Annotated in this window: 28 protein-coding genes and 1 tRNA gene; 13 read left to right on the forward strand and 16 right to left on the reverse strand. The window is 38.6% G+C overall.

Going from position 1 to position 26,016, the window contains the following annotated elements:
* Positions 1–2 precede the first annotated feature (2 nt).
* From folD to DWZ03_RS10330, 4 genes are all read left to right on the forward strand, one after another.
* Positions 3–884, forward strand: coding sequence for a bifunctional methylenetetrahydrofolate dehydrogenase/methenyltetrahydrofolate cyclohydrolase FolD (gene folD, locus DWZ03_RS10315; protein WP_005831560.1), 882 nt, complete (start codon positions 3–5; stop codon positions 882–884).
* Positions 885–891: 7 nt separating this feature from the next.
* Entirely contained in the window at positions 892–2,037 is a 1,146-nt protein-coding gene (locus DWZ03_RS10320; protein ID WP_005831561.1) for a CapA family protein, read from the forward strand.
* Positions 2,038–2,127: 90 nt separating this feature from the next.
* Positions 2,128–2,201: transfer RNA gene (locus DWZ03_RS10325), tRNA-His, on the forward strand.
* A gap of 460 nt (positions 2,202–2,661) precedes the next feature.
* Positions 2,662–4,356, forward strand: a complete 1,695-nt coding sequence (locus DWZ03_RS10330) for a B12-binding domain-containing radical SAM protein (RefSeq protein WP_016274274.1) — start codon at positions 2,662–2,664, stop codon at positions 4,354–4,356.
* A 61-nt stretch (positions 4,357–4,417) separates the two neighbouring features.
* On the opposite strand, the gene DWZ03_RS10335 is transcribed toward DWZ03_RS10330, so the two are convergent.
* The 5 genes from DWZ03_RS10335 to DWZ03_RS10365 form a co-directional block, all read right to left on the reverse strand.
* Complete coding sequence (locus DWZ03_RS10335) at positions 4,418–5,920, reverse strand: glutamine synthetase family protein (protein ID WP_005832480.1); 1,503 nt, start codon at positions 5,918–5,920, stop codon at positions 4,418–4,420.
* Positions 5,921–6,061: 141 nt separating this feature from the next.
* On the reverse strand, positions 6,062–7,063 hold the full coding sequence (locus DWZ03_RS10340) for a beta-ketoacyl-ACP synthase III (protein WP_016274272.1): 1,002 nt from the start codon (positions 7,061–7,063) through the stop codon (positions 6,062–6,064).
* Between the two features lie 185 nt (positions 7,064–7,248).
* The gene (locus DWZ03_RS10345) at positions 7,249–7,602 is read right to left on the reverse strand and encodes a hypothetical protein (RefSeq protein WP_016274271.1); all 354 of its coding nucleotides are present in this window, start codon (positions 7,600–7,602) and stop codon (positions 7,249–7,251) included.
* 546 nt (positions 7,603–8,148) lie between these two features.
* On the reverse strand, positions 8,149–8,406 hold the full coding sequence (locus tag DWZ03_RS10355) for a hypothetical protein (RefSeq protein WP_016274270.1): 258 nt from the start codon (positions 8,404–8,406) through the stop codon (positions 8,149–8,151).
* A gap of 704 nt (positions 8,407–9,110) precedes the next feature.
* Positions 9,111–10,217 (reverse strand): hypothetical protein, encoded by a 1,107-nt coding sequence (locus tag DWZ03_RS10365; protein WP_057318680.1) that lies wholly within the window; start codon positions 10,215–10,217, stop codon positions 9,111–9,113.
* A gap of 289 nt (positions 10,218–10,506) precedes the next feature.
* Between DWZ03_RS10365 and DWZ03_RS10370 the strand changes: the two genes are divergently transcribed.
* From DWZ03_RS10370 to DWZ03_RS10385, 4 genes are all read left to right on the forward strand, one after another.
* Positions 10,507–11,079, forward strand: coding sequence for a helix-turn-helix transcriptional regulator (locus DWZ03_RS10370; protein ID WP_229105993.1), 573 nt, complete (start codon positions 10,507–10,509; stop codon positions 11,077–11,079).
* 81 nt (positions 11,080–11,160) lie between these two features.
* On the forward strand, positions 11,161–13,377 hold the full coding sequence (locus tag DWZ03_RS10375; RefSeq protein ID WP_120129894.1) for a heavy metal translocating P-type ATPase: 2,217 nt from the start codon (positions 11,161–11,163) through the stop codon (positions 13,375–13,377).
* 12 nt (positions 13,378–13,389) lie between these two features.
* Positions 13,390–13,602 (forward strand): heavy-metal-associated domain-containing protein, encoded by a 213-nt coding sequence (locus tag DWZ03_RS10380; protein WP_057318682.1) that lies wholly within the window; start codon positions 13,390–13,392, stop codon positions 13,600–13,602.
* Entirely contained in the window at positions 13,599–14,060 is a 462-nt protein-coding gene (locus tag DWZ03_RS10385; protein WP_243634953.1) for an MBL fold metallo-hydrolase, read from the forward strand. The genes DWZ03_RS10380 and DWZ03_RS10385 overlap by 4 nt, the downstream gene beginning before the upstream one ends.
* Positions 14,061–14,095: 35 nt before the next feature.
* Here the strand turns inward: DWZ03_RS10385 and DWZ03_RS10390 are convergent, their stop codons facing one another.
* Positions 14,096–14,800: a hypothetical protein gene (locus DWZ03_RS10390; protein WP_016274102.1), complete on the reverse strand. Its 705-nt coding sequence runs from the start codon at positions 14,798–14,800 to the stop codon at positions 14,096–14,098.
* Between the two features lie 340 nt (positions 14,801–15,140).
* Here DWZ03_RS10390 and DWZ03_RS20355 point away from each other — a divergent pair, with 340 nt between their 5' ends.
* On the forward strand, positions 15,141–15,275 hold the full coding sequence (locus DWZ03_RS20355) for a hypothetical protein (RefSeq protein WP_255420222.1): 135 nt from the start codon (positions 15,141–15,143) through the stop codon (positions 15,273–15,275).
* Here the strand turns inward: DWZ03_RS20355 and DWZ03_RS10395 are convergent.
* From DWZ03_RS10395 to DWZ03_RS10400, 3 genes are all read right to left on the reverse strand, one after another.
* On the reverse strand, positions 15,259–15,543 hold the full coding sequence (locus DWZ03_RS10395) for a hypothetical protein (protein ID WP_133303157.1): 285 nt from the start codon (positions 15,541–15,543) through the stop codon (positions 15,259–15,261). The genes DWZ03_RS20355 and DWZ03_RS10395 overlap by 17 nt on opposite strands.
* Positions 15,544–15,635: 92 nt before the next feature.
* Positions 15,636–15,764, reverse strand: coding sequence for a hypothetical protein (locus DWZ03_RS20360; protein WP_255420223.1), 129 nt, complete (start codon positions 15,762–15,764; stop codon positions 15,636–15,638).
* Positions 15,757–16,671, reverse strand: coding sequence for an IS1595 family transposase (locus DWZ03_RS10400; RefSeq protein WP_117703980.1), 915 nt, complete (start codon positions 16,669–16,671; stop codon positions 15,757–15,759). Before DWZ03_RS10400 ends, DWZ03_RS20360 begins: the two co-directional genes overlap by 8 nt.
* Positions 16,672–16,885: 214 nt before the next feature.
* Between DWZ03_RS10400 and DWZ03_RS10405 the strand changes: the two genes are divergently transcribed.
* The 3 genes from DWZ03_RS10405 (at position 16,886) to DWZ03_RS10415 (ending at position 18,452) form a co-directional block, all read left to right on the forward strand.
* Positions 16,886–17,281 carry a hypothetical protein gene (locus DWZ03_RS10405; protein WP_117703970.1) on the forward strand — a complete coding sequence of 132 codons (396 nt, stop codon included), beginning with the start codon at positions 16,886–16,888 and terminating at the stop codon, positions 17,279–17,281.
* A 301-nt stretch (positions 17,282–17,582) separates the two neighbouring features.
* A complete protein-coding gene (locus DWZ03_RS10410; protein WP_243634954.1) occupies positions 17,583–17,900 on the forward strand; it encodes a hypothetical protein in 318 nt (105 codons plus the stop codon).
* Positions 17,901–17,942: 42 nt separating this feature from the next.
* Positions 17,943–18,452, forward strand: a complete 510-nt coding sequence (locus DWZ03_RS10415) for a nitroreductase family protein (RefSeq protein WP_021645674.1) — start codon at positions 17,943–17,945, stop codon at positions 18,450–18,452.
* A 57-nt stretch (positions 18,453–18,509) separates the two neighbouring features.
* On the opposite strand, the gene DWZ03_RS10420 is transcribed toward DWZ03_RS10415, so the two are convergent.
* Positions 18,510–19,403, reverse strand: coding sequence for a radical SAM protein (locus tag DWZ03_RS10420; protein WP_120129897.1), 894 nt, complete (start codon positions 19,401–19,403; stop codon positions 18,510–18,512).
* Positions 19,404–19,601: 198 nt separating this feature from the next.
* Here DWZ03_RS10420 and DWZ03_RS10425 point away from each other — a divergent pair, with 198 nt between their 5' ends.
* The gene (locus DWZ03_RS10425) at positions 19,602–19,970 is read left to right on the forward strand and encodes a winged helix-turn-helix transcriptional regulator (RefSeq protein ID WP_004319736.1); all 369 of its coding nucleotides are present in this window, start codon (positions 19,602–19,604) and stop codon (positions 19,968–19,970) included.
* A gap of 29 nt (positions 19,971–19,999) precedes the next feature.
* Here DWZ03_RS10425 and DWZ03_RS10430 read toward each other — a convergent pair whose 3' ends face one another.
* The 6 genes from DWZ03_RS10430 to asnS all read right to left on the reverse strand — a co-directional run bounded on the left by DWZ03_RS10430 (position 20,000) and on the right by asnS (position 26,009).
* Positions 20,000–20,518: a dihydrofolate reductase family protein gene (locus DWZ03_RS10430; protein ID WP_120129995.1), complete on the reverse strand. Its 519-nt coding sequence runs from the start codon at positions 20,516–20,518 to the stop codon at positions 20,000–20,002.
* Between the two features lie 409 nt (positions 20,519–20,927).
* The gene (locus DWZ03_RS10435) at positions 20,928–21,206 is read right to left on the reverse strand and encodes a helix-turn-helix domain-containing protein (protein ID WP_008775015.1); all 279 of its coding nucleotides are present in this window, start codon (positions 21,204–21,206) and stop codon (positions 20,928–20,930) included.
* A 12-nt stretch (positions 21,207–21,218) separates the two neighbouring features.
* On the reverse strand, positions 21,219–23,261 hold the full coding sequence (locus DWZ03_RS10440; RefSeq protein WP_120129899.1) for a bifunctional DNA primase/helicase: 2,043 nt from the start codon (positions 23,259–23,261) through the stop codon (positions 21,219–21,221).
* Positions 23,224–23,583, reverse strand: coding sequence for a helix-turn-helix domain-containing protein (locus DWZ03_RS10445; protein ID WP_008775017.1), 360 nt, complete (start codon positions 23,581–23,583; stop codon positions 23,224–23,226). The genes DWZ03_RS10440 and DWZ03_RS10445 overlap by 38 nt, the downstream gene beginning before the upstream one ends.
* A gap of 218 nt (positions 23,584–23,801) precedes the next feature.
* The gene (locus tag DWZ03_RS10450; RefSeq protein ID WP_004319747.1) at positions 23,802–24,647 is read right to left on the reverse strand and encodes an RteC domain-containing protein; all 846 of its coding nucleotides are present in this window, start codon (positions 24,645–24,647) and stop codon (positions 23,802–23,804) included.
* 18 nt (positions 24,648–24,665) lie between these two features.
* Positions 24,666–26,009, reverse strand: coding sequence for an asparagine--tRNA ligase (gene asnS / locus DWZ03_RS10455; RefSeq protein WP_120129902.1), 1,344 nt, complete (start codon positions 26,007–26,009; stop codon positions 24,666–24,668).
* Positions 26,010–26,016 lie beyond the last annotated feature (7 nt).

Below are 26,016 nucleotides of genomic sequence, written 5' to 3' on the forward strand. Positions count from 1 at the left end.
CTATGACACTGATTGATGGAAAAGCAATTTCAGAGCAAGTAAAGCAAGAGATTGCAGCAGAAGTAGCCGAGATAGTGGCTCGTGGGGGTAAACGCCCGCATCTGGCCGCCATTCTTGTAGGACACGATGGAGGTAGCGAAACCTACGTTGCCGCCAAAGTAAAAGCATGCGAAGTTTGCGGATTCAAGTCCTCACTTATCCGTTACGAGGCAGACGTTACCGAAAAGGAACTGCTCGCCAAGGTACGCGAATTGAACGAGGATGCGGATGTGGACGGTTTCATCGTACAGCTTCCCTTGCCCAAGCACATCTCCGAGCAGAAAGTGATTGAAACCATCGACTACCGCAAGGATGTGGACGGCTTTCATCCCATCAACGTGGGACGGATGTCCATTGGCCTTCCCTGCTATGTATCCGCTACTCCCAACGGTATCCTCGAACTGCTGAAGCGCTATCAGATAGAGACTTCAGGCAAGAAATGCGTGGTATTGGGACGCAGTAACATTGTCGGCAAACCCATGGCTGCCCTGATGATGCAGAAGGCTTATCCCGGCGATGCCACAGTGACCGTATGCCACAGCCGCAGCAAAGACCTGGTAAAGGAATGCCAGGAAGCGGACATCATCATTGCTGCGTTGGGACAACCGAACTTTGTTAAGGCGGAAATGGTCAAGGAAGGCGCTGTCGTTATTGATGTAGGTACTACCCGTGTGCCCGATACCTCCAAGAAATCCGGATTCAAGTTGACCGGTGATGTGAAATTCGACGAAGTAGCTCCCAAATGTTCATTCATTACCCCCGTACCGGGAGGCGTAGGTCCCATGACCATCGTTTCCCTTATGAAGAATACATTGCTCGCCGGCAAGAAAGCAATCTACCAATAACAAGGCGATGAAAACGCTCGCCGTCTTCATTGTTGTCCTACTGTATAGCGTAACCCTTTCCTCGCAGGAAAGGATTACGCTATTATTTGTCGGCGACCTGATGCAGCACCAGGCACAAATAGACGCTGCACATGTATCTGAAGGAAAATATGACTACTCCTCCTGCTTCTCCCTCATAAAAGAGCAAATATCCCAGGCAGACCTCGCCATAGGAAATCTGGAAGTCACATTGGGGGGCAGGCCCTATCGGGGCTATCCTATGTTCAGCGCCCCCGATGAATATCTTCAGGCCATAAAGGACGCCGGATTCGATATTTTACTGACAGCCAACAACCACTGTCTGGACCGTGGAAAAAAGGGAATGGAGCGTACCATACAATTGCTTGACTCCTCCGGTATTCGTTACGCAGGCACCTACAAGAATCTGTCGGAGCGCAGGCAACGCTATCCCCTGTTCATCAACAGAAACGGCTTTCGCATTGCCCTACTCAACTATACTTACGGCACCAATGGTATCAAGGCTACCTCTCCCAATATCGTAAACTATATTGATAAGAATACCATCCTGCAAGATATCCAAAGTGCCAAGGCACGCCAACCGGATGCCATTATTGCCTGCATGCATTGGGGAGAGGAATATCAGTCCCTTCCCAACCGTGAGCAACGCGAACTGGCCAACTGGTTGCTCCAACAAGGCGTAACACATATTATCGGTTCACACCCTCACGTCATTCAACCGATGGAACTACGTACCAACGGTACCGAACAGCACATCATAGTCTACTCCTTGGGAAACTTCATTTCCAATATGAGCAAGGCCAACACTGACGGCGGCCTCATCTTCACTTTGCAGTTGGAGAAACATCCTCTCCCCCAACCCATCCGTCCCTCTTACACCGGTCAGAGTCAGACGCCCCTGCCAGACTCCAATCCTCTGCCTTTTCCATACTGTCGTGTTTCCTATTGTGGATATAATCTGGTCTGGACCGGCCGGCCGGAACTTACTAAAGAAAAAAATTACATTCTTTATCCTGCCAGTTTTCCTACAGAACATTTAACGCCGGAAGCTCGTAAACACCTGGAAATCTTTGTCAAAAGCTCTCGAAAGCTGCTCCAGCAGCACAATATAGGTATCTACGAGAAGAAAAAATAATGCAGAAATCTCAAAAATTTTCGTCTCATTCTTTGCAATATTAAAGATTATCCCTATCTTTGCACCGCATTTAAGAAATGCACTAACATGGTGGCTGTAGTTCAGTTGGTTAGAGCGTCAGATTGTGGTTCTGAATGTCGTGGGTTCGAGTCCCATCTGCCACCCGCAAAGAAGAGGAAATTCGAAAGAATATTCCTCTTTTTTTGTTATTGTCCAAACAATCCCCCAAAGGGAGGCAACGTGGAATCAATGTAAAAAATTGTAGGGATACTCCTCACAGAGTATCCCTACATCATAGGAAGGAATCAATTACCTAAACCAGTCCTTGTACAAAAGAGTTTACTTTCTCAAAATGTTCAAAATAGCTGGAAACTTATTCCGATATTTTGCATTCTGTATCAATCACACTTAATAGTACTTCCTTCCTTACTTTATCAAGCCAGTGATAAGACAACCCGTTATCACCTTATAGAAATAAGAATACAAAAAGAATATTTCATCTTTCAAAAAACATTCTATACCAATAACTCTACTATTTTCGATTTCCGACATGCAAATATAACCCTTTTTGTTTATACGAAAAGCAAAATCAGTTATCTTTGCAAAGATGAAATTCAATCAAATATGAAAATTCTCTGGATAGACCTCAATAGCTCGTATGCACACTCTTCGTTGGCACTCCCTGCACTGCACGCACAAATAGCAAAGAACAATTCCGTAAAATGGGAAATCGTATCTGCCACCATCAATGAAAACGTAGGAATGATTGTCGACGAAATATACCGGCACCAACCCGACATCATTGCCGCAACGACATGGTTGTTCAACCACGAACAACTGTTGCACATCACAGCGAGATTAAAAGCATTGCTTCCCAATAGCTACTTCATCTTGGGTGGACCTGAATTCTTAGGAAACAATGAAGACTTTCTGCATAAAAACCCTTTCATCGACTGTGTATTCAGGGGAGAGGGAGAAGAAGCATTCCCCCAATGGCTGTCTTGCTGGAACCAGCCGGAAAAATGGAACAGTATTCCGGGACTCTGCTATATGAATCCTCAAAAGCAATATATAGACAACGGCATAGCCCGTGTACTTAACTTTTCACGGCTCGTACCACCGGAAAACAGCTGTTTTTTCAACTGGAGCAAACCATTCGTACAACTGGAGACTACCCGAGGCTGTTTCAACACATGCGCATTCTGCGTCAGCGGTGAAGAAAAACCGGTGCGCACACTGTCCATTGAAAGTATCCGTGAACGCCTTCAAATTATCCACAGTCATGGAATAAAAAACGTACGCGTCCTCGACCGGACCTTTAATTATAATCCGCGCCGTGCTAAAGAATTACTGCAACTTTTCCTGGAATTCAACCCGGACATATGCTTTCACTTAGAAATACACCCTGCACTATTATCCGAAGAGCTGAAAAATGAATTGAAAAAGCTACCTAAAGGATTGCTCCATCTCGAGGCCGGTATTCAAAGCCTGCGCGAACCGGTCCTCCAGAAAAGCCGTCGGATGGGAAGCCTAGAGGACTCACTGCAAGGTCTTCGTTTCCTATGTTCCCTACCCAATATGGAAACACACGCCGACCTCATTGCCGGCTTGCCTCTATACCGCCTATCCGAAATATTTGAAGATGTGCGTACACTTGCCGGATACAATGCCGGCGAGATACAACTTGAATCCCTAAAGTTACTTCCCGGCACAGAAATGAGAAGAAGAGCGGAAGAACTAGGCATCCGATATTCTCCTCTCCCCCCTTATGAAGTGCTTCAAACAAATGAAATCAGTGTCAACGAGCTTCAAACAGCCCGGCAACTGTCACGTCTTCTGGATGGATTCTATAACACAACTGCTTGGCAAGCCATCACCCGCAAGCTGATTCTGGATGACAACGACTTCCTACGTCGCTTTCTGGAATTTTTAATCGATAAAAATCTTATAGACCAGCCCATGAGCCTGGAAAAGCGAGGCCTCGTACTCTATGAATTCTGCAGTATGCATTATCCGGCCTATAAAATCATGGTCACCATTGCCTGGATAGAGGCAGGCATGTCATTAAAGAAAAAACCAGCAGAGAAAGTCAAGACCAAGCGCCAGATGCCACCGGAATATTGGGAAGTCATCTATGGAAACTACAAAGAAAGCCTCCGCTTATGTTTTCTACCCATTGACGACAATACCCAAAATGGTTATTGGTTCGGCTTCGAATCGGAAATACAAAAAGCAGAACCAGTATTCAAAGCCAAAGGAATAATGGAGAGGTGTCAAAATACACAATCACCGCAGATTAACACAGATAAAAGTTCTTGATTATCAGAAATTCTATAGCAATCTGTGTAACCTGCGGTGAGTTATGCCCTCATTTCTTCTCCTATCCGCAGTGGAAATACTTCTCGACCAGTTTCAGCATCTCCTCCGGACTGTCTTGTATCTCTGCACGCAAGGTTCTATCCTCGTAAGAACGCAGTTTGGAAATAACCCCATCAACCATTGCAGGACTGAACACATGATATTGCTCAAAGACAGCACGCTGTCTTTCCAAACAATCGGCAGAAGCGGCACAACTGTCAGGAAGCTGTTCCAGTTGTTTCAACTTATCTTCATTTTCTTTCTTGTGGATATTTACATTGACATATGTTTTTTCTGCAATTCCTAAAGCATCGTCTATCTCAAATCCATAACGACAAGCTACAGCAAGTCCGGCAATCAATTGATACAAATCGGCCGAACCGTCAGGCGAACGCATTTCCACCGTCTGTTTCTGTGTAGTATCATAATGACTTGGGGTCTCCAACGGATTTGCCAACATGCACATATCCGTTTTTGCCGACCAGCCCAACGGAACGCGTACCAATACCGAACGGTTGCGGTCGCCCCAGCAAATGTTGGTCGGTGCTTCCTGATGAGGAACCAGACGAAAATAGGAAGTAGGATTTGTATTACCGAAAGCCGTAATGGAAGAAGCCAGCTTCATCATGCCCGCAATGGCCTTACGGGCTGTTTCAGAGAGTGCCCCATCTTTCAGCATCTGGTTCTGCCCGTCCTTCATGATACGCATATGTATATGCAATCCGGAACCGGCTTTTCCTGCCGTGATTTTCGGTGCAAAAGTAATGTTATATCCATACTGGCTAGCCAGATTACGAATAACCCATTTTGCTATCACCAGTTGGTCAGCAGCCTCCTCGGCACGCACCGGCAGGAACTCTATTTCATTCTGCTCATAAATCTTATCGTCCAGCGTAAAATTACCGACTTCAGAATGCCCATACTTTATCTGTCCGCCTGCCTGCGCAATATATGACATACATTCCGTACGGAAATCATTGAACTTGGCATAAGGGGCCGATTCGTGATAACCACGCTGGTCGGTAGCCGGAAACAATCCGTCATTTTCAGAAATGACATAATATTCCAATTCTCCCATAGCCTGAAATTCCATCCCCGTAACCGTAGTGAATGCCTGACATGCCTTACGCAGGGTATATTCCGGAGAACTTTCCAGCGGTTCACCATCCTTATTGAAATAAGAACAGAGCATTGACAGTGTGGGCAATTCAGAAAAAGGGTCTATAAAAGCGGTCCGGAAACGCGGCACTACATACAAATCACTGCTACCGGCCTCTATAAACGGAAACAAGCTGGAACCATCTACGCGTTCACCACATGTAAGTATGGCATCAAGGTATGCTTCATTATTGATGACAAAGTTCAGTGTCTTCAGTCTCCCGTCTGCCGCAGGATACATGAAGTTCACCATACGAATGTCGTTCTCCTTTATATAGGAAACAATGTCTGCTTTCGTAAATTCGGAAGCCGGTTTTTGAAGGGCAGCCACCAATAGATTGGGGCTCATGGATAATTCCTGGTTCATAATACGCTGATTGTTTTTAGTTTTCTATATGGTTAACAAAACACATGCAATTTTCTGTCACAATAAAAAACTGCTGTTTCGCAAAGATACTAAAAGTTGTATCAGAAAAAAAACAAACAACCTAAATCTTATCAGAGAGCCTCAACCTTTTCCGTCGTATCCCCACTTCACGTAAATAGCCCCCCAAGCAAATCCTGCTCCGAATGCTGTAAAAATCAGTTTATCCCCCTTTTTCAGCTTATCCTCGAAATCCCATACACACAATGGAAGCGTGCCGGCACTTGTATTTCCATACCGTTCTATATTGACCATTACCTTTTCGGGAGATACTCCCAAGCGTTGCGAAACTGCAGTAATTATACGCATGTTTGCCTGATGGGGAATCACCCAGTCAATGTCCTCCTTCGCCAAGTGATTCCTCTCCATGACCGCCTCACAAGCATCCGCCATATTGGCCACAGCATATTTAAAGACTGTACGTCCTTCCTGATAAATATAATGCATCCGATTGTCCAGTGTATAGTAAGATGGAGCACATACGGAGCCTCCCGCTTTGATATGTAAGAAGGGCAGACCTTTCCCGTCTGTTCTCAATACGGCATCCATTACTCCCATATCCTCCCGGGTGGGTTCCAGCATGAAAGCGGCAGCACCGTCACCAAAAATAGGACAGGTAGCGCGGTCTGTATAATCAATCACCGATGACATCTTATCAGCTCCTACTATGACAACCTTCTTATATTTTCCGGAACGTATAAAATTCGCCCCCGCCTCCATTGCATACAGAAATCCACTGCAAACAGCCTGCATATCAAAAGCAAAAGCATTGTTCAGGCCCAATTTGTCACATAAGATGGATGCGGTAGAAGGAAAGTGATAATCGGGAGTAGTAGTAGCTACGATAACCAAGTCAATGTCATTCGGGCTGGTCTTTGTGCGCTGCATCAGTTGTTTCACAGCCTTACGAGCCATATATGAAGTTCCAAGCCCCTCCTCATGCAAAATGCGTCTTTCCTTTATACCAATGCGCCCCATAATCCATTCATCATTGGTATCCACCATTTTAGATATTTCATCATTAGTCAAGACATAGTCCGGAACATATCCTCCAACTCCCGTAATCACTGCATTCAAATTCTCCATTAATCCTATCCAGTTTAGTGTAAAATCAGGAATAACCCTATTTAAATATGTTATCAGAATATCACACTTTTTTCAGAACAGTCGTGTGACAATCTTTAATTAATGGGCGCAAATATACGAAAAGAGAATAGAAATCAATGAATCTGACAACAAAAAGACATTAACTGTCTACAAATAATAACACTTTAAAACACAACGGGATTCACTACTATCCGAACCCTGCAGGAGTACTTCCGTATAACCTTTCTGCAAACAAAGAACAAAAAATCCGCTACCTGCAACGATGACGCACGATTGGCCGCACAACCGGCCACATTTCCTTTTCCAGCGAATGGAGCATCGCAGGCGGTTGGATGGAAGTTTTGATTACTCACATACTCATAACCGCCATACGTCCAATGCGTGTCTACATTCCCATTATCCGGGTCTGGCATATCCCACAAAGAAACACCAAACCGTGTATACCGGCGGGGAATGGGGAAGAGGAGATAACCTTTCTTCAGTATCTCCGTTGTCATGGGGCTCATTTCTTTTTCCATCTTTGTCTATTCTTAATTCGATAACATGACAAAGGTAAGGGACCAGCCAAGGGGATACAAATAAACAGTTAGAATCGGCTAAAAATTAATGAAATAAATAAGGTGGCGGAAGAGGGACTCACCTCATCCTCCACCACCCTATATATAATATACTAAAATAATCAGAATGTATTAGAAATACATTCTCTATTTTGCATATTTTTATTAATAAAACATGTTGCAAAGTTAGAATGGGAGAGACGTTGGCGGCTGCCATGCCATGAAGGATAGCACCCTCAAAGTCACTTTTCAATTCACTAATGATTTCACCTTCATAGGTAATACAATCCTTTTTAAGACCAAGAACTTTGCCAAACAAGCAATTGTCTTCTTCACCGTATTCCACGCTACCGAAATGTCCTTTGTACTTTAACTGTCCTATACTATTTTGTTATCTTTTGTTCTTTACTTTATTAATATTTCTCAATCAGTCTATTCTCACGAATATAAGTTAGTAATTGTTCATCACATCTCCTTTCATTATATTCGACGGATGCGGCTTATGCATTATATACGAATTTTTCCATCCGAACTAACCAATTTACTTCCTACCCCCAACTCCTCCCCTTCCTCCTTGAAGTAGCCCAGCACCGTGGCTGGCGTGAGACGGCAGCGTTCCACGCCTTTCAGGCGACTCTGAAAGGTGTAGCGGGAGCACAGCACGAGGTAGAACCTATAGTTCAAGCTACGGTGCAAGCGGTGCTGAAGGCAGGCTCTGACATCTTCAGCGGAGAGTTTCATTCCTTTGTTTGGGGTTGCTTTCATTGTAATGGTTATTTTAGAATTGACTGTTGATGTGACGGATTTGCAGAACGCATCATCCATCTGTGCCGGATGCATAATGCACACCGGGCAAACGGATGATGCGTTGGGAGCAAATGCACGTTGCGTTTTCGCTGATAAAGCCTTAATGAGCATTAAGGGTTGTTATATAATATAATATTAACCGCTGCCGGTTTGGAGGTTAGTGGAAAACATGTACATTTGTAATGTGTTTTTCATAGTATTAGATTTAAGGTTAACAAAAGATTGGCTGTCTGGGATAGATGGCCTTTTTTATGTTGTTTTCTGACCTGCTTCGTAGGATTAAGTTTTTAATAGATAAATACTTTAAGGCAGGCACAAGGGGATAAAAAAAGCCCCACAAATCATTGAATTTGTGGGACTTGTATGTTTACTGTCCGGTTTTTCCCGGTTAATTCAGCGGAGAGACAGGGTAATGAACCTATCTCCTTATGTCGCTTTAATTCAACTCTTTATTAATATGTCAATGCCTTAGGGGGTACAATTTAGGTTTCAAAAAAGACGTTTATCTGTCGTCCTTTGGCTGTTCATTGTCTGCCTAAAACTTCGGTTCAAAGATACAGCTTCCTTTTGAATTACGCAAATGTCTGAATATAAATATTTCAGCTTAGGTGTAAGGTGCAAGCTATATATATAGATATATACTTGCACCTTACACCTAATTGTTAATCTAACGTCTCTACATGTTTGTTCCAAATAGACATAGCATCAGTAAATTCACTATTATCCCAATGGATTATCTTAGAGGTATATGATACAATTTTTTCCATATTCACAATATATTGGGAAATAAAGTTTGAAAAACCTGATTTAAATACTTTATTGTCTTCTAACTCTTTATGAAAATCAATAATATCTCTAAAAAGAGAATTTACATTAAGTATAATTCCTTTCTCTCTCCATATAGGAATCTGGGAGAAATGATTAGTTATATTTAAGATAATGTTCAACAATCTTATTAAAGGGTGAGGATGGGAGTATTTATCAAAATACAAATCATACTCACTCGTAAAATTTATAATGTATTCTAAAAGACATACTCCAAATATAGTTATTGTTTTAGAGGCAAAATCTTGATTAATATCATTACCAAAAGTTTTATTAATATACTGATATATATGGGTTGAAATACATATAGATGAATATGTATCTGCATTAATTTCTAATTTATGTTTTATAATATCAAATTTATCATCGCCACCTATTTCTTGCAACTCTTGTTCTTTCGAAATAGTTGAAAATTGAAATAAATGAGCTAATTCATGATAATAAGTAAATTGAGTATTTATTTGAAATGCCAAATAACTTAGAGAACTATCAAACCTATCAACTAAATAAGGTTCTTTAGATGTTATAAAATCATTCAAGGCATAATTATATAAATATTTATCTATGCAGTTTTGAATTAGTCCAATATTAATAAGGATTACATTTTGATTGTTTTTTTTTCGTGCTTTCGCATTTATACTAAAATCATTGGAAAACAAGAATGAAGTGTGTGATATACTTTTTCTTCTGTAGTGAATATTTAGGTTCTCTCTACAAAAAAGATATAAAACTTTATATTGTTTTTCATTAGGAGTACCTTCAAAATCAAATATATCACCATATGGAACAATATTATGTTTTATTGCATAAGCGGCTTCTTGCTGGTAGTCTATTATTTTTTTTTGTTCCTTCTTATTTATCCCGTAACAATTAAGTTTAGTTCTCTTTCTGCTAGAGCCAACAAATCTTTTTCCTTTACGAGTCTTTCTATCTCCTTTTCCCATTATATTAATTTTTTCACAAAGATACAACATCTCAAAATATTAACAGGCTATCTTACTATGTAAAAACATAGCCACTTTTTCTATGCATAAAAAAATCCTAATATAAATACTCCAGTTTTAGGTTACTCAACTTTGCAATTAGGTTGCACTACCCGATTCGTAAATTTGCAAAAAATGAAGAAACAATAAACGCTATCAATAAATTGCAAGCCTTAAATATTGAGAATATTCAGAGCTTGCCAAACGATAAGCAGTGTATTGTTATTAACTTTGCGGAAACGATGGATATATGATGAAAAACAATACTATTCACATTAAAAATATGGTTTGTAACCGTTGCATTATGGTTGTTACAGAAGCACTGAAAAGAATGGGGTTTACTCCACTTAGTGTTGAACTGGGGACAGCTATTTTGCAAGAACCGATAAATGCAGAGGAACGTGCTACCATAAAGCCTGTTCTTGAAGCATACGGATTTGAGTTGATAGATGATAAACGGATGCGGATTATCGAACAAATAAAAGTTGCGGTGATTGAATTAGTGCATTATAACGATAATTCGTCCAAGACAAACCTGTCTGATTATCTTACGGATAAGTGCCATCACGATTACAGTTTCCTTAGCAAGTTGTTTTCCGAAGTGAATGGCATAAGTATAGAAAGATACTACATCATCCAGAAAATAGAACGTATAAAGGAACTGTTGGTATATGATGAATTATCCATTAGCGAAATTGCCGATAAGCTTAATTACTCAAGCGCAGCACATTTAAGTACGCAATTCCGCAATATGACTGGTATTTCTCCAAGCCAGTTCAAGCGTTTAAAAGGACACAAGTTGAAACCTTTGGATGAAGTCTGAAAGATATAAGTCATATCCATAATTATGTAAGAGCCGGAAGATAAAAGCATCCTACCTTTGCAGCATATAAAAATCATCAATATGGGAAAAGGTAAGAACATAAAAAATACATATCCGGTTTTGGGTATGAGTTGCGCTTCATGTGCGGCTCGTGTGGATAAAACATTAAATGGTTTGCCGGGAGTATATCAAGCAACAGTGAATTATGCGACTGCGGTAGCACAGGTAGAATATAATCCGGAAGTATGTTCCGATGCAACACTGCAATCTGCCGTACAAGATGCAGGATATGATTTACTGGTTGATACCGGCGAAGACGTAGCCGATAAAGCGGAAGAAATTCGCTTGACAAGATACCGGAAGATAAAAAGGCGTACAGTGGCAGCCCTGCTGTTATCTCTCCCAATTATGATTATCAGTATGTTTTTTGAAGATATATCCTCTTTAAAATATGTACTTTGGATTCTCGCCACGCCTGTGGTTTTCGGTTTGGGACGTGAGTTTTATATCAATGCGTGGCGGCAATTAAAGCATGGCACTTCCAATATGGACACCCTTGTAGCTGTTAGTACCGGAATAGCCTATACATTCAGTGTTTTTAATCTGTTGTTTCCTGATTTTTGGTTGTCAAGAGGGATTGAACCGCATATTTATTTTGAAGCGGCAAGTGTTATCATTGCATTTATCTTATTGGGACGGTTACTCGAAGAGCGTGCTAAACAAAATACTTCATCTGCCATAAAAAAGTTAATCGGGCTGCAACCTAAGACGGTAATTATTATCGTAGATTCTGATGAACGTACCGTTCCGATAACAGCCGTACAAAAAGGTGATACAATTCTTGTTAAACCCGGAGAACGCATTGCAGTAGATGGCGTGGTTGTTACAGGAGAATCATACGTGGATGAAAGTATGTTGAATGGCGAGCCTGTTCCCATGCACAAGCAATCCGGCGAAAAGGTATTTGCCGGAACCATCAATCAAAAGGGGACATTCCGGTTTATTGCCGATAAAATAGGTTCTGACACGATGCTGGCACAAATCATCCGCATGGTGCAGGATGCGCAAGGCAGCAAAGCTCCCGTTCAAAAGTTAGTGGATAGAATAGCCCGATTCTTTGTCCCGGCTATTATTAGTATTTCAATTATAGCTTTTATTGCATGGATATTTTTAGCACCAACGAACGGCTTCACCAATGGATTGTTGGCAATGGTCACTGTATTGATAATTGCCTGCCCTTGTGCATTAGGCTTGTCTACTCCCACTGCCATCATGGTAGGCATTGGAAAAGGTGCTGAAAAAGGGATTTTAATTAAAGATGCCCAAAGCTTGGAGATTGCCCAAAAGATAGATACGATAATTCTTGATAAAACAGGGACTATCACAGCAGGGCATCCGGTAGTCGTCGAAAGCCTATGGGAAAACGGCTTTGAACATAGCCGAAAAATACTGTACAGTTTAGAGAAGCTATCGGAACATCCTCTTTCGGATGCCGTAGTCAATACTTTGCAGAATGAAAAAGAGATTTCCATTGATAAGTTTGAAAACGTTCCGGGAAAAGGTGTAAAAGGTATAGTAGGCAGTCAGACTTATTACGCAGGCAACCTGTCATTATTGAATGATAACCATATTACGATAGCCAGTCATTTGCAGGAATTGGCAAACAAATGGACACAGGAAGCTAAAACATTGGTATGGTTTGCTGATTCCACACAAGCTATTGCAGCTATAGCCCTTACCGATGAAATTAAACAAACTTCGGCACAAGCCATATCACAACTACAGAAAATGGGTGTTGAAGTGTATATGCTGACAGGAGATAATGCAATTTCAGCACAAGCCATATCTCGAAAGGTAGGAATAAACCATTATAAAGCCGGAGTGTTGCCGAACGAGAAAGCTCAATTCATAAAAGAATTGCAAGCGAATGGGAAAAAAGTAGGCATGGTAGGTGACGGAATTAATGATAGTGCGGCTTTAGCACAAGCGGATTTAAGCATAGCAATGGGGCAAGGCAGTGATATTGCTGTAGATACGGCAATGGCGACCATACTCTCATCCGATTTACTGAAAATACCGGAAACCATCCGGCTGTCGCAATTGACGATAAAAACAATTTATCAGAATTTGTTTTGGGCGTTTATTTATAACTTAATTGGTATTCCGATTGCGGCAGGCATATTTTATTCAGTAAACGGATTTCTTTTAAATCCGATGTGGGCAAGTGCCGCAATGGCATTCAGTTCTGTATCTGTGGTGTTAAACAGCTTGCGTTTAAAAAGAAAAAGAATAACTTAATAATCAATTAAAATGGAAACAATGACTTTTAAAACAAATGCCAAATGTATGGGCTGTCTTGCTAAAATAGAAGAAATATTGCAAGATAAAATGAACAGAGAAGAATGGAATTTGGATTTTTCCGATTCCAATCGTCCCCTGACTGTAACGTCCGATAAGTTGGCAGCAGGTGAAATAGTAGAACTGATTAGCAAAGCTGGTTTCAAAATAGAACAAATGAAATGAGAGTAATAGCATTGGTTGAAAATACAAGCATATCCAAAGACTATAAAAGTAAACACGGACTATGCTTGTATATTGAAACAAAAAAGCATAAACTGCTATTTGATTTAGGTTCAAATAGTTTGTTTTTGGGGAATGCAGTCAAATTAGATGTGGATATTTCGGATATTGATTCTGTGATTATTTCTCACGGGCACAATGACCACGGGGGAGCTTTGAAGTATTTTTTAGAAAATAATGCCAAAGCGAACATATACATTAGTCGATACGCTTTTGAGGAATATTATGCTAATATCTTAGGTATGAAATGGTACGTTGGTCTCGATAGAAAATTAAAAGATAATCCAAGAATTATTCTTATCGAGGATGAGTATGTAATAGATGAAGAATTGCAAATATTTTCCAATGGCAGTTATATACCACCCGACCCTAAGCCGGGTGGGTATAACTTATGTTTATAATTAGACCGCTAAGATAGCGATTATTTCTAATTTACTCATTTTTTTTCATAGTTTTCTTTTATCGAAGGATATGTATTAAACAACTTAAAAAATGGTAGTTGATAATCTAATTTTTCCTTCATAATAGCATTGAATCGAGTTAAATCATTATCTATATCACTCCATTTTTTTGGCAGTTCGCTCATTTTCTTAATATGGTCTTTAATATCAATTTTGCCATTATTATCTATGTAAGCATGATATATATCTAAACTCTTAATATCTCCTTTTGTTACTCTTGCTTTTATCTCATAATGAATATACATTGTACTGTCATTATATTCTAATATTTTATCTAATTCTTTTCCAACAGAGATATATTCTAATTGTTTATCCTCGTAAAAATCTATCAATGCCTTCATGTAAGTGCCAATTTTTTCTTTCTCAGCTCTTGTCATTTTATTTACTACTTTAGCAAATCCTTTTCCTTCTATATAGTAAAATATGCTATCATCTTGTTCCTTTCCTTTTTCATAAAGTCCTTTAGTCATTGAAACTATTTCATATATAGGTCGGTAACTCACTGTATCTTTTAAGTCAATAGATACAACCTCTTTCAAATCGTTTGGGTCGCCAAAATTTTCATTTACATAGATTTTAAATTCTTTCTTAATCTTGTCTTCTATCGTTTCTTGCTTGTTGCAACAAATAAAGGAGAAAAATAATGAGATAATAGTTAACGACATTAAAGTTGTTTTCATACCATTTTGTTTTATTGGTTAATACTAAAATTAAAAAAAATCTTTTTCATTCAGCAATAACCTAACGTAAGAGTATGAAAAGCGCAGACCATTGCCATACGCCTTCTTGGTTCACCACAAACCACAATACATTATGGGGAAGTCTGCGCCTAAATAGGTACAACTCACCCAATATGTATTGGTTCATAGCTCGTTATATTCCGAGGTGGTGATTCAGAAGGCGATTGAGCTATAATTTCATAAGAAGCATTAACTACTTAATGCGTTACAAATATACTATTTCACTTTGAATATACAAACTTAAAAAGTATATTTGCAAAGTAAACTTAAATATATTGTTATGGCTAAAACACGAAAAATTGGCAGAGATGCAGAAACTGGGCAATTTATCCCAATAGAAGAAGCCAAAAGGCGTAAAAAAACTGCTATAGTAGAAACCATTAAAACACCTTCTACGATTAAGAAAAAGAAGTAGGAGATATTTTAAGGTAAATTTGTTTAGTTATATATTGGATAAGATAGGCATAAATTTCATCTGTTTTATATGACAATTTTATTCCAATTTTATCCAATATAAACATTACACAATGAAAAATTTCATGTTGCAAAATAGATAATTCATCTATAGTTTTAGGTATAATATCCATGTATAGTACAGTCTGATTATCATTTAGAAATAGACTTTTATATTTACCTTTTATATCTTTTTGTGAAAGATTTATACCGTATTTTTTCAAATTCATAATTAAGCCTTTTTTATTTCCAAAATGTACCATTATATGAAAAGGGTAAATTTGACAATCTATGATAAAATTCATAAAGCATTATTTAAAAACTATACTTTCTTTTTTTTAATATTTGTTTTAGGAATACTCATTCCCATAAGAAGTTTATTAAACTCCTTCTCTGAGGCTGTGACTTCTGCCTCCTTAATTGTTTCCTTTTCTTTTTTCTTTTTAGCCATGATAGTTTATAAATGTTAGACAAAAGTAATTAAATCTCTCAATATCACTAATGTTTCGGGTATTAAATCTGAAAACATATTCGTCAATATATCGCTGGAGGTGCTTTTTACTAACCGAGTAATAAGTTCCAAATATCATTCTTTTAAAGTGCGACCAAGCATTTTCAATACCATTTGTACTTACTTGTATGACTTCTCCCTTATCTGTTGTGTAGGTAGAGCCATAGTAATGTTTCTCATGGTCTACTGACCTTTGAATGTAATCATTGGTTATTCCTCCATAGTCCCAGCCGTCAGTATATATGACGCTTCCAAATTTAACATAGCCTTTTATCAGAGGGAGCAGTGTCCTTACTTTGGTATCGGGCACTACCTTTGCTACTAAATGACCGTTTCTTTCCAGCATTCCGAATACCGGAACTTTATCCTTGAAAGAACGACCTTGACATTTCTCAACTTTCTTATCCTTATGCCGATTCTTATTCTTGCCCCCAACAAAGGTTTCGTCAATCTCAACTTCTCCTTTCAATTTATGTTCATTTTCAACTCCCATTGTTTCCCTAATCTTTTGAAGCATTTTCCATGCTGATTTCTGAGTAATATCCAAATCTCTCGCTAACTGACAAGAAGAAACGCCACGTTTGTGCGATAGAAACAAGAACATTGCATAGAACCAATATCGTAGTGGTAACTTTGTGTTAGCAAATTTAGTTCCCGTTTTCACGTCAAAGTATCTACCAGTATTCTTGCATTTATACTTCCCATTGCGACACTTGTAAACTTTAGATGAAGGGTCAAACGGAGAAACCGGATTTCCACCCCATCTTTTGTCCTCATAGTATCTAATGCAACTCTCCTCGTCAGGAAATAACTTAGAGAATATTAATTGTTTATCTGTCTTTTTCATAGTCATACTATTAAATAAAGTACAATACAATCAATAAGTTCGTAACTATCCAAGAGAATGAAGCAATACTTATTAACATCTGCATTTCGCTTCATAAGACCAATCAATATGTAAAAGAACACTCATGCTTTTAAACATTATCTTTTAACAACTATATCATTTGGAGTTTAGAAGTTTTAATCATACTTTTGTAAAATCAAAACACATATAAACTATGATAACTCCCGAATTAAAAGATAAAATATTGAACAATCTGCTTAGTCATAATGATGTAACTTATACTTTTAACATTATACAATTAGCCAATGAGCTAAATTGCTCCAGTGATACAATAAGAGCTATTTTAGACTATTTTAATCGTTTAAATCTTATAAGTGCTACAAATTATACTATTGGGGGAGATGTTATAATTTCTCTCAACGTAGAAGCAAGCGATATGGCTCTCCGAGGAGGGTTTGTAGCCCAAGAGGAGCTTATAAAAAAGAATTTTGAAAAGCTTTTGCTTGAACTTGATTCTTTGAAATCTAAGTTTCCTAAAAATATTGAAACTATTACCAGTATTATTGGGAATATCAGTAATGCTTTGCAGTTGACCCGTTGGTTTGGATAGTTCAATTTTTGCAATTATACTTTCTAATTGTTCTAAGATTGAATTGCTTCCTATTACTGATTCTTCTGATATAATTCTTTCTCCATCAATATAAAGAATTCTATATGATACTTCATTTTCTTTCATAATCGTTATTTTTATTAGTTATTACTTTTAGTTATCAGTTTTAGACAAGTGTCACTTTGTATATAAGTGCCTTTCCAATATAGAGGAACATCGTTATTTACCTACAGCAAACAATAGTCTATTCGTCAAACAAAATGGGACGTATGAGCATGATACATTTAAGCATGAACAATATTTGATTATAACCGAAAGCAATTATAAAACTTTATTCAGCGGTTGTGCTCACAATGGAATAGTCAATATTCTAAATAGAGCCGAAGATATTGCAAAACAGGAAATGAAATATTGCATATCAGGTTTTCATCTTTATGACCCATTGAAGAAAAGAACTGAAAACATAAACCTAATTAAAAATATTGCAAATACGTTTTTATGCCGAAATACAACATTTTATACTTGCCATTGTACTGGTGAAGAAGCCTATGGAATATTGAAAGGTATTGCTGACGAAAAAATAAATTATATCAGTACAGGACAAATAATACAGTTATAAGACATAGCGATTTATTTTTTAACTCAATTAATATTATACATCATGGATTTTTTAGAATTAACAAAAAAGCGTTATTCCGTAAGAAGCTATACTTCCCAAGAAGTAGAGAAAGAAAAGTTGGATTATATTCTTGAATGCGCCCGGTATGCACCGTCTGCCGTAAACAAACAGCCGTGGCAATTTATAGTGATAAACAGTGAATTGCAGAAAAAAAAGCTGCAAAAGGTTTACTCTGCCAAATGGTTTGCGGAAGCCCCCCTATATATCATTGTATGTGCAAATGATTCGGTTGCATGGACACGTCAGTATGATAATAAAAATCATGCAGATATTGATGCTGCTATCACTACGGAACATATCTGTTTGGCAGCAGCGGAACAAGGGTTAGGAACTTGTTGGGTTTGCAATTTCGATATAGATGAATGCAAACATAGCTTGGGATTATCTGCTAATATTCACCCGGTTGCAATAATTCCTATAGGTTATCCAGCGGATTCAAAGCACAATCCAACAGCCCGCAAGAGCATTGATGAAATAGTAACTATATTATAACGTCATCATGCCATAGAAAGAGAGAAACAGGGAAATTACCCCCGTTTCTCTCTGCTTTTATAATGACCTTATACCGTTTCTATACTGCTTTAATTCTATTTCACTGCTTTGACGGATTGCAGCATCCAGTTCATTCAATATTCGGACTTTATCATCGGGAATCATACCTACAAAAGGTATTGTATTTGAAACTGTATTTCCCAATAAAGTTGTCCTTATGCTAAGGGCAGAAATAAAGGTTCTCAACTCCAGCAGACGTTCCCGCTCCGATGCCTCAATAAATTTACCCTCTTGTATTTCCTGATAAAGTTCCGATTCGGGAAATACGGTCAAAGAAACGAAGTTTATAGTAAAAGGATGTAGCTGATTAAATATTTCAGCCGTATAGATTGCATTCTGCTGTCCTTTCCCCTTTCCCGCAAGCCCTGTCAGATAAACCAAATTATAACGAATATTGGCTTCTTCCAGCTTTCTGCACTGTTCCAATATATCTACTGCCGTATTACCCTTATTCATTCTTGACAAGGTTTCATCATCTCCCGATTCCGTGCCAATACTAATACTGTCAAACTTTAAATGACGCAAGTTCTTCAGTTCTTCTACACTCTTGGATTTAATGTCTGCTATGCGTGAAAATGTTCCTATTGTTTCGCAATAAGGGAGATACTTCCGAATCAATAATCCTAAATCCAACAATCTGTTATAGCTCAAAGCAAAAGGATTGGCACCAGTCAGAAAGACACGTCTTGCCTTAGGCTGGTATTCCTGAATTATTTTCAAGTCTGATTCAACTTCCGAAACAGGGGATAATCTAAACTTAGTTCCATGATACAGGCTACAAAATTTGCATTTATGATAAGTACATCCTGCTGTTACCTGTAACAGTTGCGAACTTGCTTCATAGGGTGGTCGCCAAATTTGACCGTCAAAGTGCATTTTCTCTATTTCCATACTCTTAATTTTTATAAGTTTCAGTCCTTGCTAAATATTTAGAAAGACCGAAAACTTTGTATATTCAATATATTTAGTTACTTTTGTGCGAACAAAGTTACTAAGATACTTAGTATAAAAAAAGAACTTACCATTAAGTAAGATAGTAACGTAGAGGTAACTATTATTGATTGATAATGAATTAAATAAGAAAAAAAGATGGATGATACTCATTATAGAGAAGCTATTTGTCCTGCCTGTGGAATAATTGACCGTTTCGGAGATAAATGGTCGTTACGCATATTGTTTCTTTTGCATCAGAAGGGGACTTTGCGCTTCAATGAGCTATTAAGAAACACTCCGAATGTGTCACAAAAGATGCTTGCTACAGCATTAAAGAAATTAGAAGCCGATAAGTTAGTGAATCGTAAACTGTACCCGGAAATACCACCAAAAGTGGAATACAGTCTTACATCGCTTGGAAAAAGTTTAATGTCGCCCTTAGATGGTATTATTCAATGGGCTTTGGAACATTCCGATGAAATTTTAGAACACCGTCAAAAAACGGAAAAACAGAAGAAAGTATAGAACTTCAATGTTCTATACTCTCCCTTTTATCATCTTGCATTCACATATTTATATGAGGATAACAAAATATTGTTATCTATAATTTTAGAACTCTCCAAATACCAATTTGAGCCAAAAGTTTCACCTATGAAACTGATACCTTTACCAAGCATAACAGGAATAGTGTAAAGGGTCAGACTATCCAGCAGTCCCGCTTGAATAAGTGTAGTCAAAAGTTTACCACCACCGACTAACAGCATATCATTATCACTTTTCATTTCATGTACTTTCCGAAGTGGAGTATCTATAAGAAATTCCACTCCACAATCCGGCGTAACATTTGCATCGTGGTGGGAAACTACAAAAGTACGTTTACTTTTATATAACCATCCACCCCAATGCTCAAATAAATAGGTATAAGTATTAGCTCCCATCAGCAAGCAAGTAGCCGCTTCGTATTCTTTTCCAATAAGCGATTTTACATTTGAAGTAATCCAGTCCAGTTCATTGTCCGATGTTGCGATAAAACCATCGAGAGACACAGCAATATGCGCTTTAATTTGTTTCATATTGTTAGGCATTAAACAGTTTATATTTTTACGGGTGACCCGTTTATAATCTTTATTCAAACTGTCCGCTAGTATCTCAAAAAAGAAGCGTGAACTCACACTGCTCCACTACGAGGTACTGGCATACCTAAATGACGAAACAGGCAAGCCCACGCTATGTTAAAACATAGCATAGACATTGCGCTGAAAATCTCGTCATTTTGAAAAGTGCCAGTTTTCGTAGTGAGATATTCGGCGAACGAATATGATATATATAAAGGCAACATCACAGGTTACTGTTCAATCGCCATTATCTTCTATGTAACTTTTGCAAAGTTAGCCAAATCCCTGAAAATTCCTATATACAAAACAAGAAATCCTGCCTTATCTTACGACAAAACAGGATTGAAAGCCATTAGAAAAGAAAAAATTAATCGGTTTTCTCCCGGATTAACTTGTGTACGTCCGTTGCACGGTAATAACATCTGCCATCCAGCATAAGGAAAGGGAGTATTCCCTTTTTCCGATAACGGGTCAGTGTTCGGGGGGCTACTTTTAGCAGCAGGCACAAGTCCTGATTATCCAGCAGTTCTTCGCCATCCAAACAGTTACGACCTTTTATAACTTTGTCTATCTTCTTGTCCTGCATATCGAACCTGTCCATGATACGTTCCATCCATGCAATAAAATCTTCTCTGTCTATATACATAAGGCTGTCTGATTAAATTAAACCAATCATAAAATAACTTTGGTTTGACGGGTCTTTGATGATAATGTCCCGTTCCCGCATGAAACGGATATAGCTTTTGGCGGTGCGTTCTTTCACGTCCAAAATCTGTTGTATCTGCTCGCACAGGTCTATATAGGTTATATGTTCCTGCCTGCCGAACACGTCACGGGCAACCTCGACCAGTTCCTTTTCCTTGCGCTTCTCTTTTTCCTCTCGTGGCTTTTCTCCTTTGTAAAGGTGCATCCCGGCTGCTTTATCCCATGCGAACAGCATCAAAGGAACGTCCAACGGGCTACCATCCCTTACTTTCAGGGCTTTTACAACTGACTGCGTAGGTTCATCGTCTTTTTCGATAGAAAGAATTGTAGCCGCTTTACGCTGTAATTCGCTACCCAAGTGTCCCCGTAGTTTTAATCCGTTCGGTACGAAATGCAACACACAGAGAATACAGGTATTATAAATTCCTGCCAGTCGGTATAGTTCATCTATCACTGCCACACTTTCCACTTCATCATTGGCACTCTTTACAAGGTCGGCGATGCCGTCAATAACTACCAACTGGATGCCGCCATACTGGTAATAGAATTTATCCATACTTTGTACGATAGCGTGCAAGCGTTCTTTACGGGACATACCCGTCAGGCAGAATGCTTTCAGTTCTTCCGGTTTGTTCGGTTGCTTGGCACGTGTCAACAGGTTACTTACATTCTTGAACAGTTGTACTTCGGACTGCTCCGTATCATAGAGTAATACCGCTTTGTGTTTACTGTTGGCGGCTATCTGTATGCCGAGCGTATCTATTTCCTTATCCGGTTGGCAGATACAGCCCGCTAACATGGCAGCTATATAATTACTCTTTCCTGTTCCCTCGCCGCCTGTAATACCAAACAGGTTTCCTTGTGTCCCTAACGGAACATCTCCGGCAGAAATTATTACCTGCGCTTTTGCCGGGGGATTATTGAAGTCTATTTCGCACGATTTGAGCATAATCAATGTATCACTATATAGGTTATCTAAAAATTCGATAAACAATTTCAGGAAATCTTCACGGGTATTTCCTGCCTTAAAATAATCGGAAATATCTTTTTCCTCTTTTGTTCCAGGAAGCGGTAGAAGTAACCGTCTTATTCCAAATTCTTCCAACAGCTTTTCCTGTTTGCGTGCGCTTTCCTTTCCCGTCTTGTCAGTATCATATAATAAGATGATATGCTTAAAACGGAACGTCAATTTATAAATCAGCGTAGGCGGGATAGTCACCGTTTCACTGTTGAAGCAGATAGCATGAAAACCATGTGCCGCCAATGACATGACATCCTTTTCTCCACCTGTGATAAACAGTGTATCACCCTTTGCGGGTAGCTGCTCCAATCCGAAACAATAGTTTTCCCCGAAATTGCCACCATAGAGGAAACGGGGTTTCGAGAACGGACGGTACAGTTTTATGTACCGTTTGTTCTTATACCCGTACATCGGTTCTGTTACGGATGAAGTATAAGTGAACGGTGTTCCATCCGCTGTTACGCTCTGAAAGTCCCGTAAGGAACACACCTTATAAAGTTCCAATACTTCCGGTGTAATACCATACTGCTGCCAGTACATTAATTCGGCAAGCGGGAATTTCTGTTCCCTGAACTGGTAGGGTTTGCTTTCCTTTTCAGGTGTTTCTTCCGGCATATCATTTATTATATGGGAAGAAGTACGGGTAACTGGTATCGGATTACCTGTTGCCAGTCCCAATCCCAAATCCCGGTCTATGGTTTCCAGTATTTCCACAAAATCCATTGAGTTGTTGCAGTCCAGCCCTTTAAGTTGTCCCACGAAAAAGAAACAATCACCGCTATAACTGTTGTTGCCGAAATCTTTCATCTTATAGATACCACTTCGGCGGTCGAAATAGATGTTACAGGACGCTTTGTTATCCTCATAAAGCGGGTTTAAGAAATTGCGTCCTATCCGCCAATTACCGGATATGTAATGCTTGAACACGGATAACCCATTATTTGTCCTTTCTAATATTTCTTCTTTCCTTAACATATAATTGGTGGTTGGTTATCAGGTCATTAATACTGTCCTTATCTCGTTTAATCAGGCGTTCTTCCAATAATCGTTTTATTTCTCCAATCTTGTAGAAATAATGTCCCTTGATATTGGAATAAGTGACTGTCCCAGCTGCCCGCAAGCGTTGTAATGTCCGGTCACTGATTTTTAGAAATGTGCAGACCTCGTAACTATCCACCCAAATTTCATCCTCATTGGTACTTTCCGCTTCTGTGTGATTAAATATATAATCGGCAATAGCGGTAATCTTGTTGTCTAATTCCTTATAGGCTTTTGACTCAAATGTTATTATCTCCATTTCGCTAACTAATTGATTTGCTGCAAAGATGGCGGGTTTCAAAAGATAAAAATTACAAGGTATAACCAAGTTGGTAAATATTTATTTTTCTCTTTTTCAGTAGCAAAAGCAGGGTGTTATTACCCGAAAATGCCGCATTTCATGTCTAAATCGTATAAAAACAAAAACTACCAAGTTGATAATTACTTGGTAGTTTTTATGTGAACTAAATATCTTTATTACAGTTCATCCGATTCCATTCGCTTTAACAGTTGTTCGATTACTGATGTAAAAAAGGCAGTTCGATTTTTCTTTCTGCTTTTGAGAGTTAGATATGTTCGATAATAATCTCCTAAATCTATATCAAAAGCTGCTTCAATGAAAGCCATGATTTCTTTTATTGTCACATTTCCATTATTGAGTGTTGCAATAGCAACAAGTCCATATCCAAACTCTACTGCATCTGATTTAGAGCCAGTCCATTTCAGATTAAAGTCAGAAAGTGCCGCTCGTATTTTAGATATTTGCATTTTCCTGTCTAACAATTGTAATTGTCTATTGAGATATATTCGTAGCATTTCATTCGACAAAATTTTAGCTACTTTGTAATCATATCCAGTAGAAAAGGCTGGGTCTTTATCTAAAAATGCGCTATCAACACACAATCTGAAATTCGCCTTATATCGAACAAAGTAATAAGAATCTAAGTGGGTTGCTTTCGAACGATAATATTGGTAGAAATCAAGATTTTGGTCAAAGAAATATTTCAAATTATCCAATTGGCAATGAAGATACTCTCGTTGTACATCATCACTGCCAATCGGACGTTTCATCTCAATTCTTGTTATTTTGTAAAAGTATAAATACCGACTAAGAATGTCTGGCTTTATATCTTTAAAGAAATGAATTTCTTCTTCTTCGTTCTGAAATTCATATTTTACAGTCATGCTCCGCAAGTTATCGAATAAAGGTCGTATGACATCTATCATATGCAAAGCATCCTCCACGCAGACATTTTCATCAATGCCAAGCAACTCCATTTCTTCATTTATTCGATGCAATATTTCATTGATATAATCTTGCATGATTGAATTTCGTTATAATCAAAAATTTGCATTTCGGGGTGTACGTGGAAACGGAATAACATCCCGAATGTTTGTCATGCCTGTAATAAACAGCATCAACCGCTCAAAACCCAATCCAAAGCCTGAATGGGGAACAGTGCCAAATTTGCGTGATTCAAGATACCACCACAGTTTTTCGGTATTCATATTCAATTCTTTCATTCGCTGCAACAATTTTGTATAGTCGGCTTCCCGTTCAGAACCTCCTATGATTTCCCCAATTTTCGGAAATAATACATCCATTGCACGAACTGTTTTTCTATCTTCATTCTGTTTCATATAGAATGCTTTTATTTCTTTAGGATAATCTGTAACAATCACAGGGCGGCGAAAATATTCTTCCACCAAATGACGTTCATGTTCAGCACATAAATCAATTCCCGGTTTTACAGGGTAGTCAAACTGACGCCCGGATTCTTGTAAAATCTCTATAGCTTTAGAATAAGGCAAACGCATAAATTCATTATTTGCAACGAAATGTAATTTATCCATTAAACCATTATCTACGTTGTCATTTAAAAAAGCTAAATCACTTTCGCAATTTTCAAGTGCATAACGGATTAGATATTTCAAAAAGTCCTCTGCCAAATCCATATTGTCGTTAATATCATTAAAGGCAACTTCCGGTTCAATCATCCAAAATTCGGAAAGATGACGGAATGTATTTGAATTTTCTGCCCTAAAGGTCGGGCTAAAGGTGTAAATCGCCCCCAATGCTAACGCACCGAGCTCGCCCTCTAATTGTCCCGAAACTGTTAAATTGGCTGGGGAACCGAAAAAATCATCTTTTAATTCCGTTTTGACTTCAAAGAGTTCTCCTGCTCCCTCACTATCCGATGTTGTTATTATAGGAGTATTGAAATAGAAGAATCCTCTTTCATTGAAATAACGATGTATGGCAAAAGCCATATTATGGCGCATACGAAATATTGCGCCAAAAATATTTGTGCGTAAGCGTAAATGAGCTATTTCCCGTAAGTATTCTAAAGAATGTTCCTTTTTCTGTAAGGGGTATTCCTGTGGGTCTGCTATTCCATATACTTCAATATCTCCGGCTATTACTTCTACTTGTTGTTTACCTCCGGCAGACCGGATAAATTTGCCCTTTATACCGATTGAACTTCCTGTAGTAATAGTCTTTAGCATGTTCTTTTCAAACTTTACATGTTCAATCACAATTTGAAGATTGTGTACAGTAGAGCCATCATTTAAAGCAATAAAGCTTATATTTTTACTCTGCCGATGCGTACGAACCCAACCTCTCACATAGACATCAATTCCATAAATATCTGATTTTAATAAATCTACGATTCTTATTTTCATAACATTA

The sequence above is a fragment of the Bacteroides sp. AF29-11 genome (assembly GCF_003602895.1).
GTDB lineage: Bacteria > Bacteroidota > Bacteroidia > Bacteroidales > Bacteroidaceae > Bacteroides > Bacteroides uniformis.